The sequence below is a fragment of the Microbulbifer magnicolonia genome (assembly GCF_035117725.1).
Taxonomy (GTDB): domain Bacteria; phylum Pseudomonadota; class Gammaproteobacteria; order Pseudomonadales; family Cellvibrionaceae; genus Microbulbifer; species Microbulbifer magnicolonia.
The window spans coordinates 141,540-163,402 of sequence record NZ_JAYEFD010000001.1 but is presented as its reverse complement, the minus strand read 5'-3'; the positions used below and the strand labels follow the sequence as shown (position 1 = coordinate 163,402).

The 21,863-nt window shown below is 61.8% G+C and carries 21 protein-coding genes; 11 read left to right on the top strand and 10 right to left on the bottom strand.

Annotation, left to right across the window (positions count from 1 at the left end; translation table 11 throughout):
* Window positions 1-244: 244 nt before the first annotated feature.
* Both RRF64_RS00755 and RRF64_RS00750 read right to left on the bottom strand, forming a co-directional pair.
* Complete coding sequence (locus RRF64_RS00755; RefSeq protein WP_323843920.1) at window positions 245-1,045, bottom strand: GIN domain-containing protein; 801 nt, start codon at window positions 1,043-1,045, stop codon at window positions 245-247.
* A 140-nt stretch (window positions 1,046-1,185) separates the two neighbouring features.
* Window positions 1,186-1,608: an HIT family protein gene (locus tag RRF64_RS00750; protein ID WP_323843919.1), complete on the bottom strand. Its 423-nt coding sequence runs from the start codon at window positions 1,606-1,608 to the stop codon at window positions 1,186-1,188.
* 344 nt (window positions 1,609-1,952) lie between these two features.
* On the opposite strand from RRF64_RS00750, the gene RRF64_RS00745 reads away from it, so the two are divergent.
* The 4 genes from RRF64_RS00745 (at window position 1,953) to tcdA (ending at window position 4,315) form a co-directional block, all read left to right on the top strand.
* Window positions 1,953-2,312 (top strand): hypothetical protein, encoded by a 360-nt coding sequence (locus RRF64_RS00745; protein ID WP_323843918.1) that lies wholly within the window; start codon window positions 1,953-1,955, stop codon window positions 2,310-2,312.
* A gap of 197 nt (window positions 2,313-2,509) precedes the next feature.
* Window positions 2,510-2,974 (top strand): FKBP-type peptidyl-prolyl cis-trans isomerase, encoded by a 465-nt coding sequence (locus RRF64_RS00740; protein WP_323843917.1) that lies wholly within the window; start codon window positions 2,510-2,512, stop codon window positions 2,972-2,974.
* A 98-nt stretch (window positions 2,975-3,072) separates the two neighbouring features.
* The gene (locus RRF64_RS00735) at window positions 3,073-3,528 is read left to right on the top strand and encodes a thiol-disulfide oxidoreductase DCC family protein (RefSeq protein ID WP_323843916.1); all 456 of its coding nucleotides are present in this window, start codon (window positions 3,073-3,075) and stop codon (window positions 3,526-3,528) included.
* A complete protein-coding gene (gene tcdA / locus RRF64_RS00730; protein ID WP_323843915.1) occupies window positions 3,515-4,315 on the top strand; it encodes a tRNA cyclic N6-threonylcarbamoyladenosine(37) synthase TcdA in 801 nt (266 codons plus the stop codon). Before RRF64_RS00735 ends, tcdA begins: the two co-directional genes overlap by 14 nt.
* Here the strand turns inward: tcdA and RRF64_RS00725 are convergent.
* Window positions 4,312-5,973, bottom strand: a complete 1,662-nt coding sequence (locus RRF64_RS00725; RefSeq protein WP_323843914.1) for an aminotransferase class V-fold PLP-dependent enzyme — start codon at window positions 5,971-5,973, stop codon at window positions 4,312-4,314. The genes tcdA and RRF64_RS00725 overlap by 4 nt on opposite strands.
* Window positions 5,970-6,740, bottom strand: coding sequence for a TatD family hydrolase (locus RRF64_RS00720; protein ID WP_323843913.1), 771 nt, complete (start codon window positions 6,738-6,740; stop codon window positions 5,970-5,972). Before RRF64_RS00720 ends, RRF64_RS00725 begins: the two co-directional genes overlap by 4 nt.
* A gap of 62 nt (window positions 6,741-6,802) precedes the next feature.
* Between RRF64_RS00720 and RRF64_RS00715 the strand changes: the two genes are divergently transcribed.
* Window positions 6,803-7,402 (top strand): LysE family translocator, encoded by a 600-nt coding sequence (locus RRF64_RS00715; protein WP_323843912.1) that lies wholly within the window; start codon window positions 6,803-6,805, stop codon window positions 7,400-7,402.
* Window positions 7,403-7,452: 50 nt separating this feature from the next.
* Here RRF64_RS00715 and RRF64_RS00710 read toward each other — a convergent pair whose 3' ends face one another.
* The 5 genes from RRF64_RS00710 to RRF64_RS00690 form a co-directional block, all read right to left on the bottom strand.
* Entirely contained in the window at window positions 7,453-9,321 is a 1,869-nt protein-coding gene (locus RRF64_RS00710) for a sulfatase-like hydrolase/transferase (RefSeq protein WP_323843911.1), read from the bottom strand.
* A 443-nt stretch (window positions 9,322-9,764) separates the two neighbouring features.
* A complete protein-coding gene (locus RRF64_RS00705) occupies window positions 9,765-10,604 on the bottom strand; it encodes an SDR family NAD(P)-dependent oxidoreductase (RefSeq protein ID WP_323843910.1) in 840 nt (279 codons plus the stop codon).
* Window positions 10,601-11,563 (bottom strand): SDR family oxidoreductase, encoded by a 963-nt coding sequence (locus tag RRF64_RS00700; protein WP_323843909.1) that lies wholly within the window; start codon window positions 11,561-11,563, stop codon window positions 10,601-10,603. Before RRF64_RS00700 ends, RRF64_RS00705 begins: the two co-directional genes overlap by 4 nt.
* Before the next feature lie 17 nt (window positions 11,564-11,580).
* The gene (locus RRF64_RS00695; RefSeq protein ID WP_323843908.1) at window positions 11,581-12,537 is read right to left on the bottom strand and encodes a bile acid:sodium symporter family protein; all 957 of its coding nucleotides are present in this window, start codon (window positions 12,535-12,537) and stop codon (window positions 11,581-11,583) included.
* A complete protein-coding gene (locus tag RRF64_RS00690; protein WP_323843907.1) occupies window positions 12,534-13,892 on the bottom strand; it encodes a flavin-containing monooxygenase in 1,359 nt (452 codons plus the stop codon). Before RRF64_RS00690 ends, RRF64_RS00695 begins: the two co-directional genes overlap by 4 nt.
* Before the next feature lie 117 nt (window positions 13,893-14,009).
* On the opposite strand from RRF64_RS00690, the gene RRF64_RS00685 reads away from it, so the two are divergent.
* Both RRF64_RS00685 and RRF64_RS00680 read left to right on the top strand, forming a co-directional pair.
* Window positions 14,010-15,002, top strand: a complete 993-nt coding sequence (locus tag RRF64_RS00685; protein ID WP_323843906.1) for an AraC family transcriptional regulator — start codon at window positions 14,010-14,012, stop codon at window positions 15,000-15,002.
* Between the two features lie 252 nt (window positions 15,003-15,254).
* Entirely contained in the window at window positions 15,255-16,691 is a 1,437-nt protein-coding gene (locus RRF64_RS00680; protein WP_323843905.1) for a helicase HerA-like domain-containing protein, read from the top strand.
* Between the two features lie 97 nt (window positions 16,692-16,788).
* Here RRF64_RS00680 and RRF64_RS00675 read toward each other — a convergent pair whose 3' ends face one another.
* A complete protein-coding gene (locus RRF64_RS00675) occupies window positions 16,789-17,271 on the bottom strand; it encodes a hypothetical protein (RefSeq protein ID WP_323843904.1) in 483 nt (160 codons plus the stop codon).
* Window positions 17,272-17,480: 209 nt separating this feature from the next.
* Between RRF64_RS00675 and RRF64_RS00670 the strand changes: the two genes are divergently transcribed.
* From RRF64_RS00670 to RRF64_RS00655, 4 genes are all read left to right on the top strand, one after another.
* A complete protein-coding gene (locus RRF64_RS00670; RefSeq protein ID WP_323843903.1) occupies window positions 17,481-18,062 on the top strand; it encodes a lipid-binding SYLF domain-containing protein in 582 nt (193 codons plus the stop codon).
* A gap of 229 nt (window positions 18,063-18,291) precedes the next feature.
* A complete protein-coding gene (locus tag RRF64_RS00665) occupies window positions 18,292-18,507 on the top strand; it encodes a hypothetical protein (RefSeq protein ID WP_323843902.1) in 216 nt (71 codons plus the stop codon).
* Window positions 18,465-19,586, top strand: a complete 1,122-nt coding sequence (locus RRF64_RS00660; RefSeq protein ID WP_323843901.1) for a M14 family metallopeptidase — start codon at window positions 18,465-18,467, stop codon at window positions 19,584-19,586. The genes RRF64_RS00665 and RRF64_RS00660 overlap by 43 nt, the downstream gene beginning before the upstream one ends.
* Window positions 19,587-19,886: 300 nt before the next feature.
* The gene (locus tag RRF64_RS00655) at window positions 19,887-21,671 is read left to right on the top strand and encodes a M28 family metallopeptidase (protein ID WP_323843900.1); all 1,785 of its coding nucleotides are present in this window, start codon (window positions 19,887-19,889) and stop codon (window positions 21,669-21,671) included.
* Window positions 21,672-21,863 lie beyond the last annotated feature (192 nt).

Sequence of the window (21,863 nt, the reverse complement as noted above, 5' to 3'; positions counted from 1 at the left end):
AGGTCTAGACATTCCTTCGAGGCCGCGCCTTGATTGTGAACCACTCTGAAAGCCAGAGAGGTCATGGAGTTGTTCAGCGGTTCCCAAGGATAACAGCTCACTTGCCGGGAAACCGAAACGATCCAACTCGCCGGGAATCTATTGGGGCGCGCATGCGCCCGCAGGGAGATGGCCAGGCATGGCCAGAAGCAAAAAAGCGCGCCGGCCCGCAGGTCGGCGCGCTCTGCGAATGGTTGTACCCGGGTCAGTCCACCAGGGCTATATCCCCGGAACCCATTACCGAGAAGGAATCCCGGGCGGGGCGACGAATCACTATATCGCCGGAACCCATTACCGAGCCGCTGGCGCTGTCCGCCCGCAGATTGCGGCCGACAAAATCGCCAGAGCCCATCACATGGATATTGACTTCGGCAACGCGGCCGCCGATCACCATATCACCGGAACCCTTGATATCGGCACCGAGGCTCTCGCCGGCAAAGTTGTCCAGGCGCAGGTCACCGGAACCTGTAATCGACGCCTGCCCCTTGACCGCTAGCGCGGTGCCGACTACCAGGTCACCGGAACCGGTCACCGTGGTAACCAGCGACTCCGCCGCCACCTTGCCGACGCGGATTGTCCCTGAGCCGGTAACGCGAAGCTCCAGATTCTCACTCTCCAGGGTATCGGCCATCGCCTCGCCGGAGCCCGTCACCTTGATCGCCTCCAACTTGGGCAGGGTCACACGATACTCGACTTCGGGATCCGAACTGACCGTAATCACCCCAAACCAGCTCCGCTTGTCGTCTTCCACCGACAGTTCCAGGGTTTCGCCCTGTAACTCGGCCTTGGCGTAGGGCATGGCCTCCACCGGTCCGGTCGCCACCACCTCGAAACTGTCGCCCTGGATCACCTGCACATGGGAGCTGCCCTTCAGCGCGATACGGGTAAATCCGGACACATTAAACTGCTTGCTGGTGATTTCTTCTGCCTGGATCGCCGCACTGAAACCGACAGCAGTCAGCAGCAGTGCCGCCAGGGGGGCGAATAGGGTGTTCTTTACGGTCATGGGTATCCTCATTCTTAAATTACCGTTCTGCTCTTGTAGACCGCCCCACCCGGCTATTTGGATGCACTGTGCGGAAACATTTTATCTGGGACTGGTAACTGGGCGTTCGGCGGGCACCCCACTGGCGCCATCAACCGCCGCTAGCCGCAGTCCGCCTCGCTGAACCCCATCCGCACCAGTGCGGTGCGGATTTTCACTGCCTCGGCAGCCAGCTGCTCCGCTTCCGCTGGCTGTTGCAGCGAGAAATCGAAGTCGGCCAGCGCATCCACCGGAATCAGGTGCATATGGGTGTGGGGGACTTCCAGTCCCGCCACCATCACGCCCACCCGCTTGGGTGAGTACACGGACTTGAGTCCCTTGGCGATCTTTTGCGCGACCTGCATCAGGTGCGCAGCCAGATCCGCCGGAACGTCATCCCAATGGTCTACCTCCCGCACCGGGATGACCAGGCAGTGCCCGGGTTTGATCGGGGAAATTGTCATGATGGCCACGGCCCTGTCATCGCGCCAGACAAAATGTCCGGGCAGGTCGCCTTTGATAATCTGGGTGAAGATACTCGCCATAACTAACCTCTAACTGTCCTGTTCCTGTCGATAAATCCATTCGACCGGGGAGTCTAACAGTTTCCGGGAAATCCGCAGCCCCCGTGCGCCCTCGCCGCCTCCCGTACTGATGTGCCGCCGACCGGTACATCGCAAAAATGGCATCTAAAGACAACCCGTCGAACAAGATGACAATTTTCTTAAACTCCGTTGGCAGCGTAAACGATATACCTTAGGCTCGACCCCCAATAAAAGAGGTACCGCCATTGAGCCAGGGCACGCAGTAACCTTTTGCCACCAAAATATCTCTTACGGCTCTGCGGGAAAATTGTTTCAGTGTTAACTTCTCGCCGGGGGGAAGAGCTATGAACAGCCTGTTTGAGCAGGTCGGTGGCGCTCAGTTTGTCAACCGTACCGTCAGTGAATTCTACCAGGCCATCGGCCGCCATTTGTCCGCTTTCGAGGCCTGTGACCACCAGAAGCAGCAGAGTCGCCAGGCCCTGTTTCTCAACCACGCCCTATCCCTGCAGCCCGAACCCGTTCGCAGCAGTCGCGCCAGCTTCCTCGCCCGGGGCCTGAACCCGAACCTGTTTGAGGCCCTGCTGGAGTACCTCGAAGCGCGCCTGCTGGAGCTGGGCTTCTCCTGGCAGTTGAGCAGGCAACTGGTCGAAGCCGCCGGGAATCTCTACGGCAGCTGCGAACAGGATCTCTCCATCGCCTGCTGAGCGCCGGGGCAGCCCGAAGCCCCGCCGGTTGCGAGCCGGCGGGGCGCTCAATACAATGACCCCCTCACGGCCCTTTCCCCGTTTGCTGCCGCATCCGGAAAGGCTCGCGCTGGTATTGCTGCGCTCGAACGCAGAAGTCATGCCCGCGCGAGCCCTGAGCGCTACTTCACTCATCCCCCGAATCCCAGAGAGTTTTCATGAAGATTGCCAACCACTCCGTAGTGGAAATCCATTACACCCTGAAAGATGCCGACGGTACGGTCATCGATTCCTCCGCCGGCGGTGAACCGCTCAAATTCCTGCAGGGTGTGGGCAATATCATCCCAGGCCTCGAGAAAGAGATGCTCGAAAAAGCCCCGGGTGACAAATTCACCGCCGTGATCCAGCCGGAGGAGGCCTACGGCCTGCAGAATCCGGAACTGATCCAGACCCTGCCGAGCAGCGCCTTTGGCGGGGTGGACAAGCTGGAAGTGGGCATGGCGTTCCACGCCCAGAGCAACGAAGGACACCCGATCCAGGTGGAGATCATCGACATTGACGGGGATGACGTCACTATCAATGGCAACCACCCGCTGGCGGGCGTGGAACTGCACTTCGAGGTCGAAGTGATCTCCGTGCGCGAAGCGACGCCGGAGGAGATAGACCACGGCCACGTGCACTGACCCCTCACGGGCGGCGGCCTTTCCGGCTGCCGCCCTTTGCCGATCCCCTCGCCCGCGACTAACATTCCCCGGCCTGCAACCCGCCAATACAAGTGGAAATGCCGTCGCCCCTGCCCGACAAGATCATCCTCTTCGACAGCCTGTGCAACCTGTGCAACGGCTGGAGCCGATTCGTGCTGAAACGGGACACCCACAGCCGATTTACCATCTGCCGTGTACAATCCCCCGCTGGCCAGAAGCTTCTGGAAAGACTGGGGCTGCCGCTGGATACCTACGAAACGGTAATCCTGCTGGAGCACCGCAATGGCGATTACCGCGATTTCCACAAGAGTGACGCCGCACTGCGCATCGCCGCGCAGCTATCGGGACCCTGGCGCCACCTGGCCGTGCTGCGCTATATTCCGCGCCCGCTGCGGGATCTGATCTATGACGCGGTAGCGCGCAACCGCTACCGGCTGTTCGGCCGCCGCGACACCTGCCGGCTGCCGAGCGAAGTCGAGCAACACCGTTTTTTGGAAGAAATTCCGGAAGAAGCTACCGATGACTCCATCTGAACAATACCTGCAACGCTTTGGCGGCATCGCCCGCCTGTACGGCAACAACGCCCTGGAAGTTCTGCATCGGGCCCACTTTGTCGTGATCGGCGTTGGCGGCGTGGGCAGCTGGACCGCGGAGGCGCTGGCCAGAAGCGGCGTCGGCAGAATCACGCTGATCGACCTCGACGACGTCTGTATTACCAACAGCAACCGCCAGAGCCACGCGCTGGCCGACACCATCGGCCAGATCAAGGTCGACGTCATGGCGGAGCGGCTGCGGCAGATTAATCCGGAAATTCAGGTGCACACCGAAGAGGATTTTATCGCTGCGCACAATCTGGACCAGCTGCTCGACCCGGACAAACAGCCCGTCGACATAGTGATCGACGCCATTGACGCGGCGCGGGTCAAGGCGGCACTGATCGCTTACTGCAAGGCGCGCAAGCTGCGCCTCGTCACCGTCGGCTCTGCCGGAGGCAAGATGGATCCAAGCCAGGTCGGCAGGGCCGATCTCGGCCGCACCATCAACGACCCGATGCTGGCCAAGGTGCGCCAGCACCTGTACCGCTTCCACAACTTTCAGAAGTCTCGCAAACGGCAGTTTGGCGTGGATGCGATCTTCTCAACGGAACCGATGGTCTACCCGCAACCGGATGGCCGGGTGTGCCAGCAGAAGAGCGCCATGCAGGACGGCGTAAAGCTGGACTGCAGCGGTGGTTTCGGTGCCGCCTCTATGGTCACCGGCACTTTCGGTTTCGTCGCGGCCTCCTGTGGCATTGAGCGATTGCTGCAACGAGGCCGCTAACTCGCCTGCGCCAGGGCCTGTCGCAGCAGCGCATAGAACCCGTTGCTGCGCGACCGGCTCAGGTGCTTTTCCAGTCCCAGGTCGGCAAACATCTGCGACAGATCCAGCGCGCGGATCTCCTCCGCACTGCGCCCGTCGATCTGCGACAACAGCAGCGCCCCCAGGCCCTTGACCACTCGGCTGTCGCTGTCGAGTGCAAAATAGTGGCGACCGCCCTGCTCCCGGTGCACCAGCCAGGCTTCCGATTCGCAGCCCCGCACCAGGTTCTCCGGCCGGCGGATTTCCGGTTTTGCCCGAATCGATTTACCCCAGCGCATCAGTTCGCGGTAGCGATCCTGCCAGTCGCGCTGCGACGCGAGCTGCTCTACCTGCAGCACTGACAGATCGTCCAAGCCCCAATCGGCACCGGGCTGCGGCGGTGCGGATTGCGGACTTTCGGCCAACTGCAAATAGTCCCGCAGCGCCTGCACAAATACTTCCACATCCCTCTGGGTGTTATAGGCCGCAACCGAGGCGCGCACGGTTGCGGTTTCGCCGGCGGCGCGGATCAGCGGTTGCGCGCAGTGATGGCCGACCCGCACCGCGATATCGCGACCATCCAGCCAGTGCATCAGATCGGCAGCACTGCCGTTCCCTGGTGTAAAGGCGACGATCCCCAGGTTGTGCTGCGGCTGGCTGATAACACGCAAGCCCGGCAGTGTCGCCAGTTCCCGGTGCAGCCAGAGCATAAGTCGTTGTTCGTGTGCAGCCATGGCATCGCGGTCCGAGTTGGCGAGAAATTCCAGCGCTGCGCCGAGGCCGGCAATGGCGGCCAGCGGCGACGTACCCGCCTCGAACTTGTGGGGCAGATCGGCGTAGTGGCTGCTATACAGGTCCACCTCGGCGATCATCTCGCCGCCGCCCTGCCAGGGTGGCATCGCCCGCAACAACGACTCGCGCCCGTACAAAAGCCCGATACCAGTTGGGCCGTAAAACTTATGCGCGGAGCAGACGAGAAAGTCGCAACCAATCTTCTGCACATCGACGACCTCGTGCGCCGCCAGCTGCGCCGCGTCGACAATCCATCGCAACGCCCGCCCCGGCGTCCGCCAGTCGCGCAACTGCCGGGCAATGCCCGCGAGATCCGGCCGCAGGCCGAGTGCATTGGATCCGCCGGTCAGGGATACGACCCGCGTGCGCTCGCTCAGCACCTCGCCGAGGCGATCGAATTGGGGGATCCCGGCCGTGTGGGGCACATAGCGCAGGATCAATCGATGGCGCTGCGCCATCATCTGCCAGGGGACTATATTGGCATGATGCTCCGCGGTGGAGATGACAATCTCATCACCCGGCTGCATTTCACTGCACAGGCTGTAGGCGAGCAGGTTGAGCGCCTCGGTGGCGCCGCGACAGAAAACAATCTCGCGCGCGCTGGCGGCGTGCAGAAAGCCGGCGGCCCGGCCGCGCACCCGCTCAACCATCTCCGTGGCCCGGCGCGCGAGCCGGTGACTGGAACGGTGTGTGTTGGCGTTGCTGTGCCGGTAAAAATCGCAGATCGCATCGATTACCGCCTGCGGCTTCTGGGTCGTCGCCGCGTTGTCCAAATAGACCAGCTGCCTGTTCTCCGCCTGAGCGAAGAGCGGAAACTGCTGTTTGAATTCGTCGGCGTCGAAACTCATAGGGAAAACAAAATCTCAGTATTGTGACTGGTCTGCGCGGCGATCGTTTCGACGGGTACTCCGCGCAATTCTGCCAGCGCTGCGGCGATGAGCGGCAACCTGGCGGGACTGTTGCGCTGCCCCTGATGGCCCTGTACCGGCATATCCGGCGCATCCGATTCCAGCAACACGGCTTCCAGCGGAACGGCAGCGAAGGCGCGGCGGGTCTTGGCCGCCCGCTCGTAGGTGATAGTGCCACCCGCACCCAGATAAAAACCCAGCTTCCAGTAAGCCCGCGCTATCTCCTCGCTACCGCTGAATGCGTGAATCACGCCGCCGCGGCCGGGGCGGTATTCCTTCAGCAGGCGCAGCATCTCACTGTGGCAGCGGCAGGCGTGCACTATCAGCGGAAGCCCCAGTTCCTCTGCCAGCGCCAGTTGCGCGCGGAACAGTGGCTCCTGCTCCTCCAGTGGCGTGACGATGGCCCCGTCCAGGCCGCATTCGCCAATGGCAACGCAGGGGTTGGTTGCCACCTGCGCCGCGATTTGCCGCTGCAACTGCGCCGGCTCCAGCTCGGATTCTGCCACCCACCAGGGGTGCAGCCCCACCGCCGCATGCCAGGCGGGCTCCTTCTCAACCAGGGCAAACAGTGCGGGCCAGCGGTCCACGCTCACACCGGGAATGACCAATCGCTCGACACCGGCCTCGCGGCACTGCTGCCAGACCTGCGCCCGGTCCGCATCGAAAGCGTCGAAATCGAAATGACAGTGACTGTCGATCAATTGCACTTGTGATTCCTTGTGTTTGCCGGCATCTTAGCACGACGGTTTTACCCTAACTCGAGGCAGCAGTGTTAGAGTCCCTATTTCCCATCGTACTGTTTACCTTTTCCACCAGTATCACCCCCGGCCCCAACAACCTGATGATAATGGCCTCGGGGCTCAATTACGGCGTGAATCGCTCAATTCCGCACCTGCTGGGTATCTGTCTCGGCTTTCCGGCGATGATCGTGGCCATCGGACTGGGACTGGGCACCCTGTTCAGCCAGTTCCCGCTGCTGCACGAAATCATCCGCTGGGTCGGAATCGCCTACCTGCTCTACCTGGCCTGGGTGATCGCCAATACGCGGCAGGTGGACAGCGCCGGCAGCAACAGGCCCTTCACCTTTCTGCAGGCAGTGGCCTTCCAGTGGGTAAACCCCAAAGGCTGGATCATGGCGGTCGGGGCACTGGCGGCGTTTACCAGCCCGAGTGGAGAGATGTGGATCGAGATCGCGCGCATCGCGTTGACCTTTATCGTGATCGGCGGGCCGTGCATCATTATCTGGCTGCTATTCGGCGTCCGCCTGAAAAAAAGGCTGACGGAGCCGCGACACTTGCGCCGCTTCAATATCACCATGGGCTTACTGCTGGCGGCGAGCGTGGTACCGATAGTGTTGGGTGCGCAATAGAGCCACGCCGGACAAGGGCCGCACCTGTCCGGCGCTGCCCTTGTCCCACTCTATTCCGGCTGAAAACGGGCGTGCTGGTAGTCGATATAGGCTTCGACTCGTTCGACGACTGCCTTGGCCTCCATTTCGGCAACATCGAGCGGCTGCCTTTCGGTGGGATCCCCCAGCAGATCAAACTTTTTCACCACCCCGGTATTGTGCTCATAGATATACTTGATCGGGTGCTCGACAATCGCCGAGGCCAAGCCGCCGAAAAAAGTCGACATAAAGAACGCCCTACCCCCGTTCTCCCGCAAAAGGCTCTTCCCCTGCACTTTGAAGTTAGCGTCGGTGACATCAAAAAGATCCGCGATAGTCGGTGCAATATCTGTCTGGTGGCTTATTTTCCAACCATCCACCTGCAACTGTTGGTTCGCCGCCCAGAATACCAGCGGTACCGCAACCTCCTCCTCGTACATCGACGAGTTGTGAATGAACAGACCATGCTCACCAAACGACTCGCCGTGATCCCCCACAAAAACGAACAGCGTATCGTTCAATATACCGGCCTTGTCATACTCCTCGACCATACCACCCAACAGTGTGTCGAGCCGGGCGATGCACTGCTCGTACTTGCCCAGATCGTCCAGAGACGGCTCTTCATCTCCACAGCTATACGGGTAGTGCGCAGCGAGGGGGAAGTAAAGGGCGAAGAAGCCCTTTTCCTTTTCCGACAATTCCTTCAACACGGGAACACTCGCCGAGAACAGCAGCTCATCACCGCCACCAAAACTGCTAGCCGGAGCAAACCCACCAGCGACGGATCGGGCCAAATCCTCGACTGCATAAATATCAGACACACCGACCGAACGAAGAAACCCCTCCAGGTTTTCGAACTGTAAAAACAGTGAACTGAACGCTACAGCCTCCATATTCTTCTTGGCGCTCAATTCTCGGATGACGCTATCCTGATAGATCGGCATCGCCTCGCGTATCTCGATATCCGGGTAGGCGTGCAGCCCGGTCAGAATCGAGTAATAGCCCTTGGATGAATGCGGTACGGAAACGTATGACTTGAACGTCATGCCTTCGCGGGAGAATCGCTGAAAATTGGGCGTCCTCCCCGGGTCGGCACCCTCTCCAAAGACACTGTTCCACCTCACAGACTCCAAAAACACTACCACTACATTGCTAAGACCGTGCGCCCGACTGTCAGTGTCAGCCGAATAACCGAGTTCGGAGAAGGGAATGGCAGCCTGCTCAAAAGGAAGTCCATTAGTTGCCCCCTGATCCCGGGACCAAAGATGCTTTATCAGGAAGACCGGCCTGGCAACGATGACATTCTCGTTCAACTGGTATTTGGCCCGCTCCGCGACCAGTGACAGCGCCACAAGAGATACCGCAACAACCGCCAGGGCTCCGTGGATACTCCGGGTTCCCCTTGTCGAATAGCCGCTATCCGTACTTCCACTTTCCGAACGGTAGAGATATAGCCCGAGCAGAAAAACCAACGCGTAGAACATGAAGAACAGAAAGGCGATGTACCTAAACGTGTAACCAAATCCGGCTCCATAATTGAAGAAGATATCGATGCCCGAAACGAGATCGCGCGCATTGGCGATGGCATAGCTCACTATGGACAGATCGAGAGGCTTCAACCACAGCTCCCTAACCCTCAGGTCGACGAGGAGCAGCACTGCCAGCAACGACGACAGAAAAAAGCAGACGACTAACGCCGCCCTTGGGCGCCAAATGCGAAGACCCAAGCCGAGCCAGAGCATCATCACCACCAGCAGCAGATCCTGCAGCACATAAGCCGCGATGGATTTAACGCTGGAATCAACCCACCGGTCAGAAAAGAATTCGATCAGGATAATCTTTGGCAACAACAAAACAGATGCCAAAAGCGCGAAGTAAACGAGTTTTATGCTGTATCTCACATCAGCCATCCTGGCCATTCGTTTGTCAAAAAACGGCGGAACCTTTCCGACAGGTGAGCCTTGAAAAGTAACAGGGCTGCCGCCGGTTCATCCTAGCAGAGAGATATGACGGTACCGTGAATATCCGACAAAATTGTCAGCAATTATTTTGCAGGCAAAACCACCCAACCGGCCGTTGCGCGGAAGTCAGCAACGCCATATGTCGGCTCACACGGCAGTTCGCCATCAGACTTGCGGACCAGGGTTTAACGAAGAAAGGATGCCGGGCGCCCCACTGCAGACCGACTTAAAAAATGGCGTCCAAATGATGAACAGGCGGGATTTGCGCAACAGAAAGGAATCTATTGCACTGAGGGAGTAAGACTGCTGCTTTCTCGACAGGCAGGCCCCCGAGTCCGGCATGGGGTTTCTCGGCCTCATGCCCGACTGAGCCGAGGGCGTTTTCAGGACTGCGCCCTGGCGACCTCCAGTTCCACGCGAAAATTCTTCACCATTTGCCGCATAAACAGGCTGGGGAACAGCTTGTACAGGTAGGCGCCGAGCAACGTCTTGTCGCGGGGGAAGAGGCGCTCCTTGCCCCGTTCGAGTGCGGTGACAATTCTGTCCGCCATCCAGCCGGCACTGCGCACCTGCCCGATGGTACTCTGCTGATGCTGGGCGCGGCCACCGTCGCCGGAAAGCGCATTCTTGTCGATATTGGTCGCCACGAAACTCGGGTAGACCATCAGCACCCGCACGCCCTCCGCGCGCACCTCCTCGCGAAAGGTCTCGAAATACTGGTGCAGCGCGCTCTTGGCCGCGCAGTAGCCCGCGCGGCCGAGTACCGGCATCCAGCCGGCCATGGAACTGATATTGACGACACAGCCCGCCGCCGTGCGCAACTCCGCCAGCAGCCCCTGGGCGAGTTCCACCGGCGCGTGGTAGTCCACCGCCATCACCCGCCGGATCACCGCGTTACTGGTCTGCGTCGACAGACTGCGGTGGGTAATCCCCGCATTGTTGACCAGCAGGTCCACCCGCGCATAGCGTTCACGCAGCTGCGCGACGAGATTGGCAACCGCCAGCCCGCAGGACAGGTCGGCAACGAAAACCTCGGCGTCCAGGCCGCGCTCACGCAGCTGCTGGGCGCGCTCGCGCAGCACGTCTTCGCAGATGTCCACCAATGCAAACTCGGCCACATAGCGGGCGGCCAGCGCCTCCACAGTGGCCCAACCCAGGCCGCCGGCCGCGCCGGTGACAACAAAGACTTGCTTCTCTCCCGCGCCAACCGCCCGCCGACTCATGCGACACCTTCCACGGCATCCGCCACCGGCTCGATACCGAGGGCTTCACGGGCAAAGAAGGCGAAGGCCTCGGCCGAGGTTTTCTGCGGCACGAAGCCGAGCTCCTCTTTCAGGCGGCGATTCAGCAACACCGGGCGGTACTGCAGAAACATCACCTGGCCCGGCTGCTTGTCGGTCAGGTGCAGGAAGTAGCCGATACCGAGCAGCAGTTTCGCCAGCCAAACCGGCGGCTTGCGCAGCGGCTTGCCGAGCAGCTGGGCTATCTCCGCGGGCGTCAGGGCGCCGTCACCGGCCAGATTGTAGATACCGCCGGCGCTGCGCTGCACACCGAACTGAATGGCGCGGATCACGTCCTGATCCCAGACAAACACAAAGGGGGAATTGTGGCCGCCGGGATCGAGAATTGCCCGACCGGAGAACAGCTCGCCAATCTTGCTGTTGGTCGTCGCACCGACGATCGAGCAGGGCCGGAAAACCAGCTGCTGCAGGCGCGGATACTTTTCCCGGTAGGCCGCCAGCATCTCTTCCACCAGCCGCTTGTTGTCGGAGTAACCAAATTCGGGATTGCCGCGCAGCGGGTGCTGCTCTTCCAGCCAGTCGGGGTTGTCGGCGTGGTAGCCGTAGGCGGCGCCGCTGCTGGTCACGGTGATATGTTTGACGCCGGCATACATGCAGGCCTTGAGGACATTCTCGGTGCCCTCCACGTCGATGCGGTACTCGGCCTCCCGGTCCCGGCCCGCCGCCATCACCGACGCCAGGTGTACCACATGGGTGATGGACTCGGCGCGCAGGAGCTCTCCCAGGGCGGGATCGCAGATATCCAGGGTGAAAATCGGGAAAGTGGCCGCCCGCGGGCGGATATCCACCCCCACTACCTGCATTTCCCTTGCCAGCATCTCCCCCAGCTGGTGCCCCACGTAACCGGCCGCACCGGTAATCAGAACCCGTTGTTCGCTCATACTTCTTATCTTGTTGTTCAGGATTGCGGGCTCTGGCGCAGTTCGCGCTGAAGGCCCCTTTTTCGATGGTGGAAATTCCACATGCCCGCCAGGCTCAGACCGGACACCAGGTGCCAGACGCCCCAGAAACCGGCCACCACCAGCATCTCGCCAGCCGACGGGTAAAAGGTAAACAGGATCGCCAATGCCAGGCCGGAATTCTGAATGCCTACCTCCATGGTCACCGCCCGGCGGTCCGCGACGGGCAGGCGCATCAGGCGACTGCTGAAATGCCCGATCAGAAATGCCAGTGCATTGTGCGCTATCACCAGCAGCAGCACGGCACCGGCAATCTGCACCGCCGTCTGCCAGTGCTTACTGAAGGAGACGACGACAAACAGCAGGAAAACCAGCAGAGAGGCGCTGCGGAAGAAGCCCTCGCTGCGCCGCACGAAGCGCGGGAAACGCGCCCCTATCGCCATGCCGGCCAGCATGGGCAGTGCCAGCACCAGCACCACCAGCAGGATCATGCTTTCGGCGGGCAGCGCTATGGCCTGCAGCAGGTCGCGGGTATTGGGATTCAGGCCGCCGTAGAGCGCGAAGTTGAGCGGTGTCATCACCACAGCGGCGAGACTGGACACCGCGGTCATGCTGACCGAGGTGGCCACGTTGCCGCGGCCGATCCAGGTCATCACATTGGAGAAGGTACCGCCGGGGCAGCAGGACACCAGGATCATGCCCAGTGCCAGGCCCGGTGCTATCTCCAGCCACCAGGTCACCAGGCAGGTGATCGCCGGCAGCAACAGGAACTGCGCCACCAGGCCGGTGACCGGCGCCAGCGGCCGGCGCAGCACGGCACCGAAGTCCGCCGGGCGCAGGCCCAGCGACACACCGAACATCATCAGTGCCAGCACCGTGTTCAGCAGCAGCAGTGCGGTCGGTGACATCTGGAAGTTGTTCACCACCGATTCGGACACCGACAGGGTGTTATTCACTGGGCCGCTCCCACACTGCTGATTAATTGAGCAGTATCCCGCGGCGCCAGATCACGCCGCAAGTCCGCAGTGTGACCGCGCAGTGCCTTCAGGTAGGTATCCTTGTGCACGTAGTAGGCCATGCGCTCCAATTCCAGATACTTCATGCCGCCGTCGGCGCGCAGGGACGCGCGCTCGTCCTTGATGGCCCTGAAGCGCCGCGCCGACTCGGCACCGTTGGCCAGTTGGCGGATATACAGGGCGACCAGCTCGGCCTGCTCGTTGCGCCCCTCCCAGCCGAGGCCCGCGGCCTCCACCATGCCCATCAGGAACAGGTTGTCGGACTGCGGATGGAAGACATTCAGATACAGGCGCGGCGCATAGCCGCTCCAGTTCAGCTCTTCTGCGGCGATAAACGGATAGTGCAGCTTGTAGCCGGTGGCGAGCAGGATCATGTCGTACTCCCCGCTGCGACCGTCCTTGAAGGTGACCCGATTGCCGTCGATGGCGGCTATGTCGCCCTGCGGCTGAATGTCGCCGTGGCCGATATGGTGCAGGACCAGCGAGTTGATCACCGGGTGGGACTCGAACATCTTGTAATCGGGCTCCGGCAGACCGTACTGACTCGGACGGCCGAGCATAAATCGGCTCAGCGCGGCGCTGATGCGCTGCTGGACAAAGCGCGGCAGCTTGATCCTGCCGCCCACCGCATCGGTGGGCTTGCCGCCGATAAACTTGGGCAGGAAGTAGTAACCGCGGCGCAGGCTGATGTCCACGCTTTTGGCCCTGTGCACCGCGTCCACGGCGATGTCGGCGCCACTGTTGCCGCAGCCGACCAGCAATACCCGCTTGCCTTCGAAGATGGCCGGATCGCGATAATCGCAGGAGTGCAGCAGCTCGCCGGCGAATTCGCCCGGCAGTTGCGGCACATTCGGGTGGTGCAGGGTGCCGTTGGCGATCAGCAGGCCGCCGAAAGTGCGGGTCTGCTCCTCGCCCTCCCCACTCCCGTTGACTACGCGGGTGGTGATACGCCAGTCGTCGCCGTCGCGCTCGCAGCGCACCACTTCGGTATTGAACTCGTAGCGCTCGTACAGACCGAACTCCCGCGCATAGGCGCGGAAGTAATCGCGCAGCTCGCGGTGGTGCGGAAACTGGGCCACCCGCTCGTCCATCGGGAACTCGGCGAACTCTGTCATCTTCTTCGACGATATCAGGTGCGCCGACTCGTACATGGTGCTGGTAGCGCTGTCGATATCCCAGAGGCCGCCCACGTCGCCGTGGATCTCAAAGCCGACACAGGGGATCCCGTGTTTAACCAGATTGCGCACCGTGCAGAGCCCCATGGGGCCAGCACCAATCACCGCGTAGGGCTTCATTGTTCTTCTCCCTCTGGCGTTCCCGCCGTAAATCATTGCGTTGACGCAATATACCGTGACAAGCCCGCGACAGATCGTCATAATCGGGCGATTGGTGGTTAATTTCGGACAGCGATTGTGAAACCGGCAGATTGTAGAAGTGTCACCCTCAGCTATACACGAGCAATTACGGCGGCTCTGAACAGCCTCGAGCTGCCGGTTCCGGCAGACGCCGGGACCATCTTGTCCGGGATAGACGAAAATCAGCGCGTGCCGATGAGCGTGCAGGAGCAGCTGTGGCTGGCGCTGGCGGACGCCTATCCGGACCCACTGCTCGGCGTCAGGCTGGGGCGGGCCATGCACAGCAGCCAGATGGGGCTGGTGGGCTATCTGCTGATGACCCAGAAAACCCTCGGCGCCGCCATAGAGCAGCTGCTGATCTACCACCCCCTGGTCGGAGAAGGCGGCCGGTTTGAACTGCGTCGCGGCGCGCACCACGTCGACCTCTGCTACCAGCCCAACTATCTCCGCTGTGCGCAGTTGCGCGTAGAGACAGTCCTGTCCGCCTGCCTGACACAAACGCGCAGCATGACCGGCCACCCCTTCCGCGCCCAGGGCGTGCTGCTGGCCTATCCAGCGCCCTCACTGGCGATACAGCAGCAGTACCAGCAGCTGCTGCAGACACCGGTGCAGTTCAACGCTCCGGTGTCCGCTATCCGCTTCCGCCCCCAGGACCTGGATTTGCCGCTGGTGGCCGCCGACCAGCAGGTGATGGCGCGACTGAAGCCCGAAGCGGACGCCCTGCTGCGCGCGCTGACCAACAAGAGCCTGCAACTGCAAGTCTCCCACCTCCTGCAACAGGAACCACAACTGACCCGCGAGCAGGTGGCCAGCCAGCTGTGTATCAGCCCGCGCCACCTGGGGCGCAAGCTGCAGGAGGAAAGCGCCAGCTTCCGCGTCATTCAGGATGAAGTGCGCGGCCACTATGCGCGACAGTGGCTGCGCCAGGGGGACAGAAACAACGCTGAGATAGCCGCAGCGCTCGGCTACTGCGACGAAAGCGCCTTCGGCAAGGCGTTTAGGCGCTGGACCGGGCTTTCCCCCAAGGCCTATCGCAAGCAGCCGGCATAGATATTAGCGCGGCAACCAAATAGGTTGCCGGGCTAATGCGGCACAGGGATGCGCCGCCGCCGGCCCCGGGCCGGCGCGAGCCGTTGAAATACAGGAAATTCCGCGCAATTGCGCAGTATTTCAAGGGCGACAACCCAACAGATCAAGGATGATCTATTGGGTTGCCGGGTTAATAGCAGGCGGCGCCCTTGTCTAAAGTTATGCAGAGGTTCCGCAGTATGCGGGGCTTCAAGATTGCCTTGGGACAGCGGCATGGACCCCATCAGACTCGGCATCTCCTCCGGCGGTCGCGCCGACTGCTGCCAGCTGCTGCCGGCAATGGTCAGCCGGCACGGTCTCATCTGCGGCGCCACCGGTACCGGCAAGACCGTGACCATGCGCCTGCTGCTGGAGCAGCTGCACCGGCGCGGTATCCCGATCTTTGCCACCGATTTCAAGGGTGACCTGAGCGGTCTCGGGGCGGCTGGCGGCGACAACGCGAAAGTGCAGGAGCGGCTGTCGCGCTTCGGCCTCGGGCAAAATTACTTCCACGCGTTTCCCCTCGAACTCTGGGGCCCCTCCGCCCTGCCCCTGCGCACCACGATTTCCGAACTGGGGCCGGAACTGCTGGCACTGATGCTGGCCCTGAACGACAACCAGTCCGGCCTGATGCAGCTGCTGTTCCGGATTGCCGACGAACAGGGGCTGTTGCTGCTGGACTGGAAAGACCTGCAGGCGCTGATCCGCTTCGCCGAGACAGAGCGCCGCAGCCTGGAGCAGCACTACGGCAATATTTCGCCGGCCAGCCTCGGCGCCATCAAGCGGAAATTCCTCGCGGTGGAGCGCGACGGCGCCGATGCCCTGTTCGGCGAACCCGCCCTGGACCTGCAGGACCTGCTCGGCGGGGCCAGGATCCATCTGCTCGATGCCAGCAAACTGCATCCCCGCGTCTACGGCATTCTGCTGCTCTGGCTGCTGGCGGAACTCTATGAAAACCTGCCGGAAAGCGGCGATACAGTAAAAATCTCCCTCTTCTTTGACGAGGCCCACCTGCTGTTTGACGAGCTGCCGAAACGTCTGTGCGACCAAGTGGAGCAGATCGTCAAACTCATCCGCTCCCGCGGCGTTGGTATTTTCTTTGTCACACAGAATCCACTGGATATTCCCGAGGCGATCCTGGCGCAGCTGGGCAATCGCATCCAGCACGCCCTGCGCGCCTACACACCGAAAGAACAGCGCGCTGTCAAAGCCGCGGCGAGCAGCTTTCGCGCAAACCCCGCCTTCGATACCGCCGCGGTGATCGGCGAGCTGGCCGTGGGAGAGGCGCTGGTGTCCTGCCTGGACCAAGACGGCGTACCGCAACCGGTGCAGCGCCTACTGATACAACCGCCGGCCAGCCGCCTGTCACCGCTGGACGCACAGGAAATTGCCCAGCTGCTGCGCGACAGCCCACTGAGCGGCAAATACGGTGCGCAGCTCGACCGCGAATCCGCCTACGAGCAGCTGCAGCGACGACAAACGGAACAGGCGCAATCTGCGGGGGGAGAAACGATAGGGAAGGAAGGTGCGGAGCGGGCGGCCCGGGGCGGGCGTCACAAGGACCGCGGCGAACTTGGCCGGGCGCTCAACAGCATGGCCAACAGTTTCGGCCGCCAGCTGGGCCGGGAGCTGGTGCGCGGACTACTCGGTGCACTCACAGGTCGGCGCTAGCAACTCGCGAGCAGTGGCGGCGGAGTATTCGACTACCACGCGCCGCCTGGTCAGCCCGAAAGCCGCGCCGCGGCTTCCGGGATCGGTGCGGCAAGGCTTAGCGGCTGGCCGTAGTCTCCGCAGTCGCCGCGCGCAGTGCAGCCAGGTCTTCCAGCCAGACAATGTCCTGCACGGCCACCTGGCGCCCACTCACATTCGACAGGGCCACCCCCAGCTGCTGCAGGTCATCACCCTCGGCGGCCAGACTGTCGATCGGCAGCTGCAGCCACACCTGGCCCTGCTGGTCGATCACTTCTTTGGCCGCATCCGTGTCCACACTGGTCAGGTGGCGATCGATGGCGGAAGATCCGCCCGCCGGCAGGTAGATGGTGCCGTTGGTGAAATCGACGGCAAAGGCCACGATGCCGGGCAGTATGCCGAACAGCAGTGCCGCGCCATCGAGAATCACGACGACCGGGTCAACACGGCCACCGGTCTGGCCCTTGCGCTCCGGATACAGGAAGTAGCCGCAGGCTGTCAGGTTCATCATCATTACCAGCAGGCAGCTGGCGGCGACACCGCGTTTAACGCTTCTATTCATGATCTGTCTCTTTCAAAAGCATGGAGCCGTGGGGGTCGGCCCACTCGGGGCCGGTAAGCTTACCGAATCCGCGCCCGCGCCGGAAGTGGCGCCCGGTACCACGACTGTGGTGCAAGTCGCAAAGCCGCGATCCGGGGCTCGAGCCCCCGCCACAGCTCTGATTTAATGTAGCCGACGCCATTGCCACTATTTACCTACGGGGAGAGACCATGCCCAGCAACGCCCTGCGCCTGCCCAGCCTCTTTACACTGCTGCTTTCCGCGCTGCTCGTCAGCGGCTGCGCCGCGCCCGGCCAGACCCGCCACGACCAGCGCCAGCACATCGACAACACCGAAAGCGAGGTACTCAGTCAGCTATATCAGCTGCAGCCGGACTTGCGCGGCGATCTGGCCAGGGCACCGGGCTACGCGGTATTCAGCAACGTCAATGTCAACCTGCTGCTCGCCAGCGCCTCTACGGGCTATGGCGTCGCGATCGACAACCGCTCCCGCGAACGCACCTATATGAAAATGGGTGAACTGGGTGTCGGCCTCGGGTTCGGGGTCAAGGATTTCCGCGCCCTCTTCCTGTTCGACTCACCGGAAGTGATGCAGCGCTTCGTCGAGCGCGGCTGGTCCTTCGGCGGCCACGCAGATGCGGCCGCCAAGGCCCAGGACAAGGGCGCCGCCATTGGCGCTGAAGTTGTGGCAGATGGCATGCGTGTCTACCAACTGACCGAGAGCGGCATCGCCCTGCAGGCCACCCTGAAGGGTACCAAGTTCTGGAAAGACCCGGATCTCAACATGGACTGAGCAAACCGGTTAAAAGTTAACCAATGAGGCGCCAATCTTTCCGGGTTGCGCCCATTTTGCGGAATCAATTGCCTAAACTTTGATCAGCACCAGCTGCGAGTCGTTAAGGGAGATGTACGCAATTTCTGACAGTGTGGAGTGACGCACTTGTGATCAGGCCGGGCAGTGAGCAGTCGCCAGGGTCCGACACCGGAAATTTTAGGGAGCAGTAGTCGCAGCAGGTGCTGCCATGGAATGGCTAAAGCACGGTATCGGTCTCGGTACCGTGCTTTTTTATTGCCTGCCTCTTTTCTCCGCTGAATCTTTTGCCGCAGAGAAAGTCGCGCCCTGGAACATCGGCCAGACTGAAAAAATTATTGTTCCCCTGTATCCTGCGCGCATCAATCTGACTGGAGCCCTTCCATGTACATCACCAGCGCTTTCGACAGCGGCAATATCGAAATAATCAACGCCGACAGCAGCCCGGTCGAGCTGGCAATCCGCCAGGACAACAATTCGGACTTTTACCAGTGGTTCCACTTCCGCCTCGAAGGTGAAGTGGGCGAGAGCTACCCGCTGCGTATCGTCAATGCCGGCAAGGCAGCCTACCCCGAGGGCTGGGAGAATTATCGCGTCTGCGCCTCCTACGATCGCCAGAACTGGTTCCGCATCGGCGCCGACTACGATGGCCAGACCCTCGACTTCACGGTGGAGCTGGATCAGCCCAGCATTTACCTGGCCTATTTCGCGCCCTTTTCCTGGGAGCGCCACCTGGATCTGCTGGCCTGGGCGCAGAGCAACGACCGGGTACAGCTGCAGACGCTGGGCAAGACCCTCGACGGCCGCGACATGACCCTGCTGACCGTGGGCGATGCGCAAGCTGCTAAGCACCGGGTCTGGATGATCGCGCGCCAGCACCCGGGAGAAACCATGGCGGAGTGGTTTGTCGAGGGCTTTCTGGAGGCGCTGCTGGATGACGCCAATCCTGCGGCGCAGACCCTGCTCGCGGATACCGTCTTCTACATAGTGCCGAACATGAATCCGGACGGCAGCGTGCGCGGCCACCTGCGCACCAACGCCGCCGGCGCCAATCTGAACCGCGAGTGGCTGAACCCGAGCATGGACCGCAGCCCGGAAGTCTATCTGGTGCGGGAGAAAATGCTGGCAGTCGGCGGCGATATATTCCTCGATATCCACGGCGACGAGGCCCTGCCCTACAACTTTGTCGCCGCCTGCGAAGGCATTCCCGGTTACGATGAGCGCCACGCCAAGCTGGAGGAAACCTTCAAGCGGGCCTTCGAGGCCGTCAGCCCGGACTTCCAGACGGAGCGCGGCTACGACGTGGACAAACCCGGCGAAGCGAACATGACCATCGGCACCAGCTGGTGTGGCCACCAGTTCCGCACCCTGGCCCTGACGCTGGAGATGCCGTTCAAGGACAACGACAATCTGCCGGACCCGATCGAGGGCTGGTCGCCCGCCCGCAGCCAGCAGCTGGCACGGGATATCCTCTTCCCAATTCGCGAGACGCTGAAGATTCTGTAAAGGGGCGGACTCTCCCGTCGCAATCTGCAAATTCCGCTGTAGGAGCGGCCGGTGGCCGCGATCGGAACCCATGTGCACTCACAGAACTCCAATCGCGGCAACCGCCATGGATGGCGGGAATGCCGATTGTGCAAGGAGCACACAATCGGCCATGGGCCGCTCCTACACAGGGTCCCTCCAGAATATATTCCCTGCGCAATCCGGAATATTCAGCACAGAATATCTCGGCTCCCGGCGCGCTTTTTGTTACCTTATTTGGCTCACAATAAGACTCACAGGACCATTACAGGAATAAAAACTATGCGAATTCCCACCCCCTGGCGCCGCCTGGGTCTGGCGGTCGCGATCAGTGGCGCACTGACCGCCTGCGGCAAAGAGGCCGCCGCGCCCGAACCGAAAACCAGCGCAGAGGCCCCGGCGCAAACCGAGCAGAAGCAGCACAGCGCCGCGGCAGCCAAGCCCAGCCTCAGTGAAGCGGAACAGGCACAGGCCGACGCGATGGCGGCGGACCTGCACAAGCACATCGAAGTCCTCGCCTCGGACGAGTTCGAGGGCCGCGCGCCCGCCACCAAGGGCGAGGAGCTGACCGTCAATTACCTGGCCGACCAGTTCAAGGCCCTGGGCCTGGAGCCCGGCACAGTGGACGCCGACGGCGAGCCGAGCTGGTTCCAGCAGGTGCCGGTGGTGGAAATGCAGATCGAATCCACCCCGCTGCAAATCAGGGGAGCCGATAATGGAAACGGTTTCGACAAGAAGCTGCAGCCACTCACCGACATGGTGGCCTTCACCCAGCGCCAGACCGATTCCTCCGCACTCGAGGACAGCGAGCTGGTGTTCGTCGGCTACGGCATAGTCGCGCCGGAAAATGACTGGAACGACTATGCGGGCCTGGATATGGCCGGCAAGACCGCCGTGATCCTCGTCAACGACCCCGGCTACGCCACCCAGGACAAGGCGCTGTTCAACGGCAACGCCATGACCTACTACGGCCGCTGGAGTTACAAGTTTGAAGAGGCCGCCCGCCAGGGCGCTGCCGGCGCCATCATCATTCACGAAACCGGGGCCGCCGGCTATCCGTGGGAAGTGGTCAGCGGCAGCTGGTCCGGCGCCCAGATCAGCCTGGCCGCGGAAGACAAGAACGCCGACCGCGTCGCGGTAGAAGCCTGGATGACCGGCGATGCCGCAAAAGAGGTATTCGAGGCTGCGGGCCTGGATCTGGCCAAGGAGATGGAAGCGGCCAAGACCCGCGGCGTCAAGCCGAAGCCCCTGGGCCTGAACGCCAGCATCGAACTGAAGAACGAAGTGCGCACTTCCAACTCCCGCAACGTGGTGGCCAAGCTGCCCGGCAAAGCCCACCCGGACGAGGCGATCATCTACACCGCCCACTGGGATCACCTGGGCGTCAATGAAAATGCCGAGGGCGGCGACAAGATCTTCAACGGCGCCGTCGACAATGCCACCGGCACCGCCGGCCTGCTGGCGATGGCCCGCCAGGCCGCCGCCATGAAAGAGCGCCCGGACCGCTCCCTGGTGTTCGTCGCGGTAACCGCAGAGGAGTCCGGCCTGCTCGGCTCCAAGTACTACGCCGAAAACCCCGTCGTGCCGCTGGAGAAGACCGTCGCCGGTATCAACTTCGATGCCATGGGCGTACTCGGTCCGATGCGCGATGTCATCGTGGTGGGCTACGGCAACAGCGAGCTGGAGAAGCTACTGGAAAAGGCCGCCGAGACGCAGGGGCGCTACCTGGCGCCGGAAGATCACCCGGAGCGCGGCTATTTCTACCGCTCGGATCACTTCAGCCTGGCGAAGAAAGGCGTGCCGATGCTCTACTTCGATTCCGGCAGCGACAGCTTCGAACACGGTCGCGAGTGGGCGCAGAAGAAAGGCGAGGAATATACCGCACACGCCTACCACAAGCCGGATGACGAGTACGATCCGCAGTGGAACCTGAAGGGTGCGGCCATGGACCTGCAGCTGGGCCTGGCGCTGGGCCTGGACCTGGCCAACAGCCGCGACTGGCCGAACTGGTATGAAGGCAATGAGTTCCGCGCAATTCGCGATGCGAGCGCCGACACCCGGAAATAATTGATTTCCACCCGTAGGAGCGGCCGGTGGCCGCCCCGCCGCTCCTACATAGCCATCCCGCACAACATGGCCATCCCGCACAACATGGCCATCCCGCACCGACCGCCCCGAGGTCAACCAACTGCCCCGCCTATTTCGCGATTGACCGCCCGCCAGCGGTACACTTGTCCGCCAACCAGCCGCAGGGCATGA

Excerpts from the sequence above, each read along its gene's own strand:
- RRF64_RS00755 (WP_323843920.1), bottom strand. The coding sequence starts at position 1,045 with ATGACCGTAAAGAACACCCTATTCGCCCCCCTGGCGGCACTGCTGCTG.
- RRF64_RS00750 (WP_323843919.1), bottom strand. The coding sequence starts at position 1,608 with ATGGCGAGTATCTTCACCCAGATTATCAAAGGCGACCTGCCCGGACAT.
- RRF64_RS00745 (WP_323843918.1), top strand. The coding sequence starts at position 1,953 with ATGAACAGCCTGTTTGAGCAGGTCGGTGGCGCTCAGTTTGTCAACCGT.
- RRF64_RS00740 (WP_323843917.1), top strand. The coding sequence starts at position 2,510 with ATGAAGATTGCCAACCACTCCGTAGTGGAAATCCATTACACCCTGAAA.
- RRF64_RS00735 (WP_323843916.1), top strand. The coding sequence starts at position 3,073 with ATGCCGTCGCCCCTGCCCGACAAGATCATCCTCTTCGACAGCCTGTGC.
- tcdA (WP_323843915.1), top strand. The coding sequence starts at position 3,515 with ATGACTCCATCTGAACAATACCTGCAACGCTTTGGCGGCATCGCCCGC.
- RRF64_RS00725 (WP_323843914.1), bottom strand. The coding sequence starts at position 5,973 with ATGAGTTTCGACGCCGACGAATTCAAACAGCAGTTTCCGCTCTTCGCT.
- RRF64_RS00705 (WP_323843910.1), bottom strand. The coding sequence starts at position 10,604 with ATGAGTCGGCGGGCGGTTGGCGCGGGAGAGAAGCAAGTCTTTGTTGTC.
- RRF64_RS00700 (WP_323843909.1), bottom strand. The coding sequence starts at position 11,563 with ATGAGCGAACAACGGGTTCTGATTACCGGTGCGGCCGGTTACGTGGGG.
- RRF64_RS00690 (WP_323843907.1), bottom strand. The coding sequence starts at position 13,892 with ATGAAGCCCTACGCGGTGATTGGTGCTGGCCCCATGGGGCTCTGCACG.
- RRF64_RS00680 (WP_323843905.1), top strand. The coding sequence starts at position 15,255 with ATGGACCCCATCAGACTCGGCATCTCCTCCGGCGGTCGCGCCGACTGC.
- RRF64_RS00675 (WP_323843904.1), bottom strand. The coding sequence starts at position 17,271 with ATGAATAGAAGCGTTAAACGCGGTGTCGCCGCCAGCTGCCTGCTGGTA.
- RRF64_RS00670 (WP_323843903.1), top strand. The coding sequence starts at position 17,481 with ATGCCCAGCAACGCCCTGCGCCTGCCCAGCCTCTTTACACTGCTGCTT.
- RRF64_RS00665 (WP_323843902.1), top strand. The coding sequence starts at position 18,292 with ATGGAATGGCTAAAGCACGGTATCGGTCTCGGTACCGTGCTTTTTTAT.
- RRF64_RS00660 (WP_323843901.1), top strand. The coding sequence starts at position 18,465 with ATGTACATCACCAGCGCTTTCGACAGCGGCAATATCGAAATAATCAAC.
- RRF64_RS00655 (WP_323843900.1), top strand. The coding sequence starts at position 19,887 with ATGCGAATTCCCACCCCCTGGCGCCGCCTGGGTCTGGCGGTCGCGATC.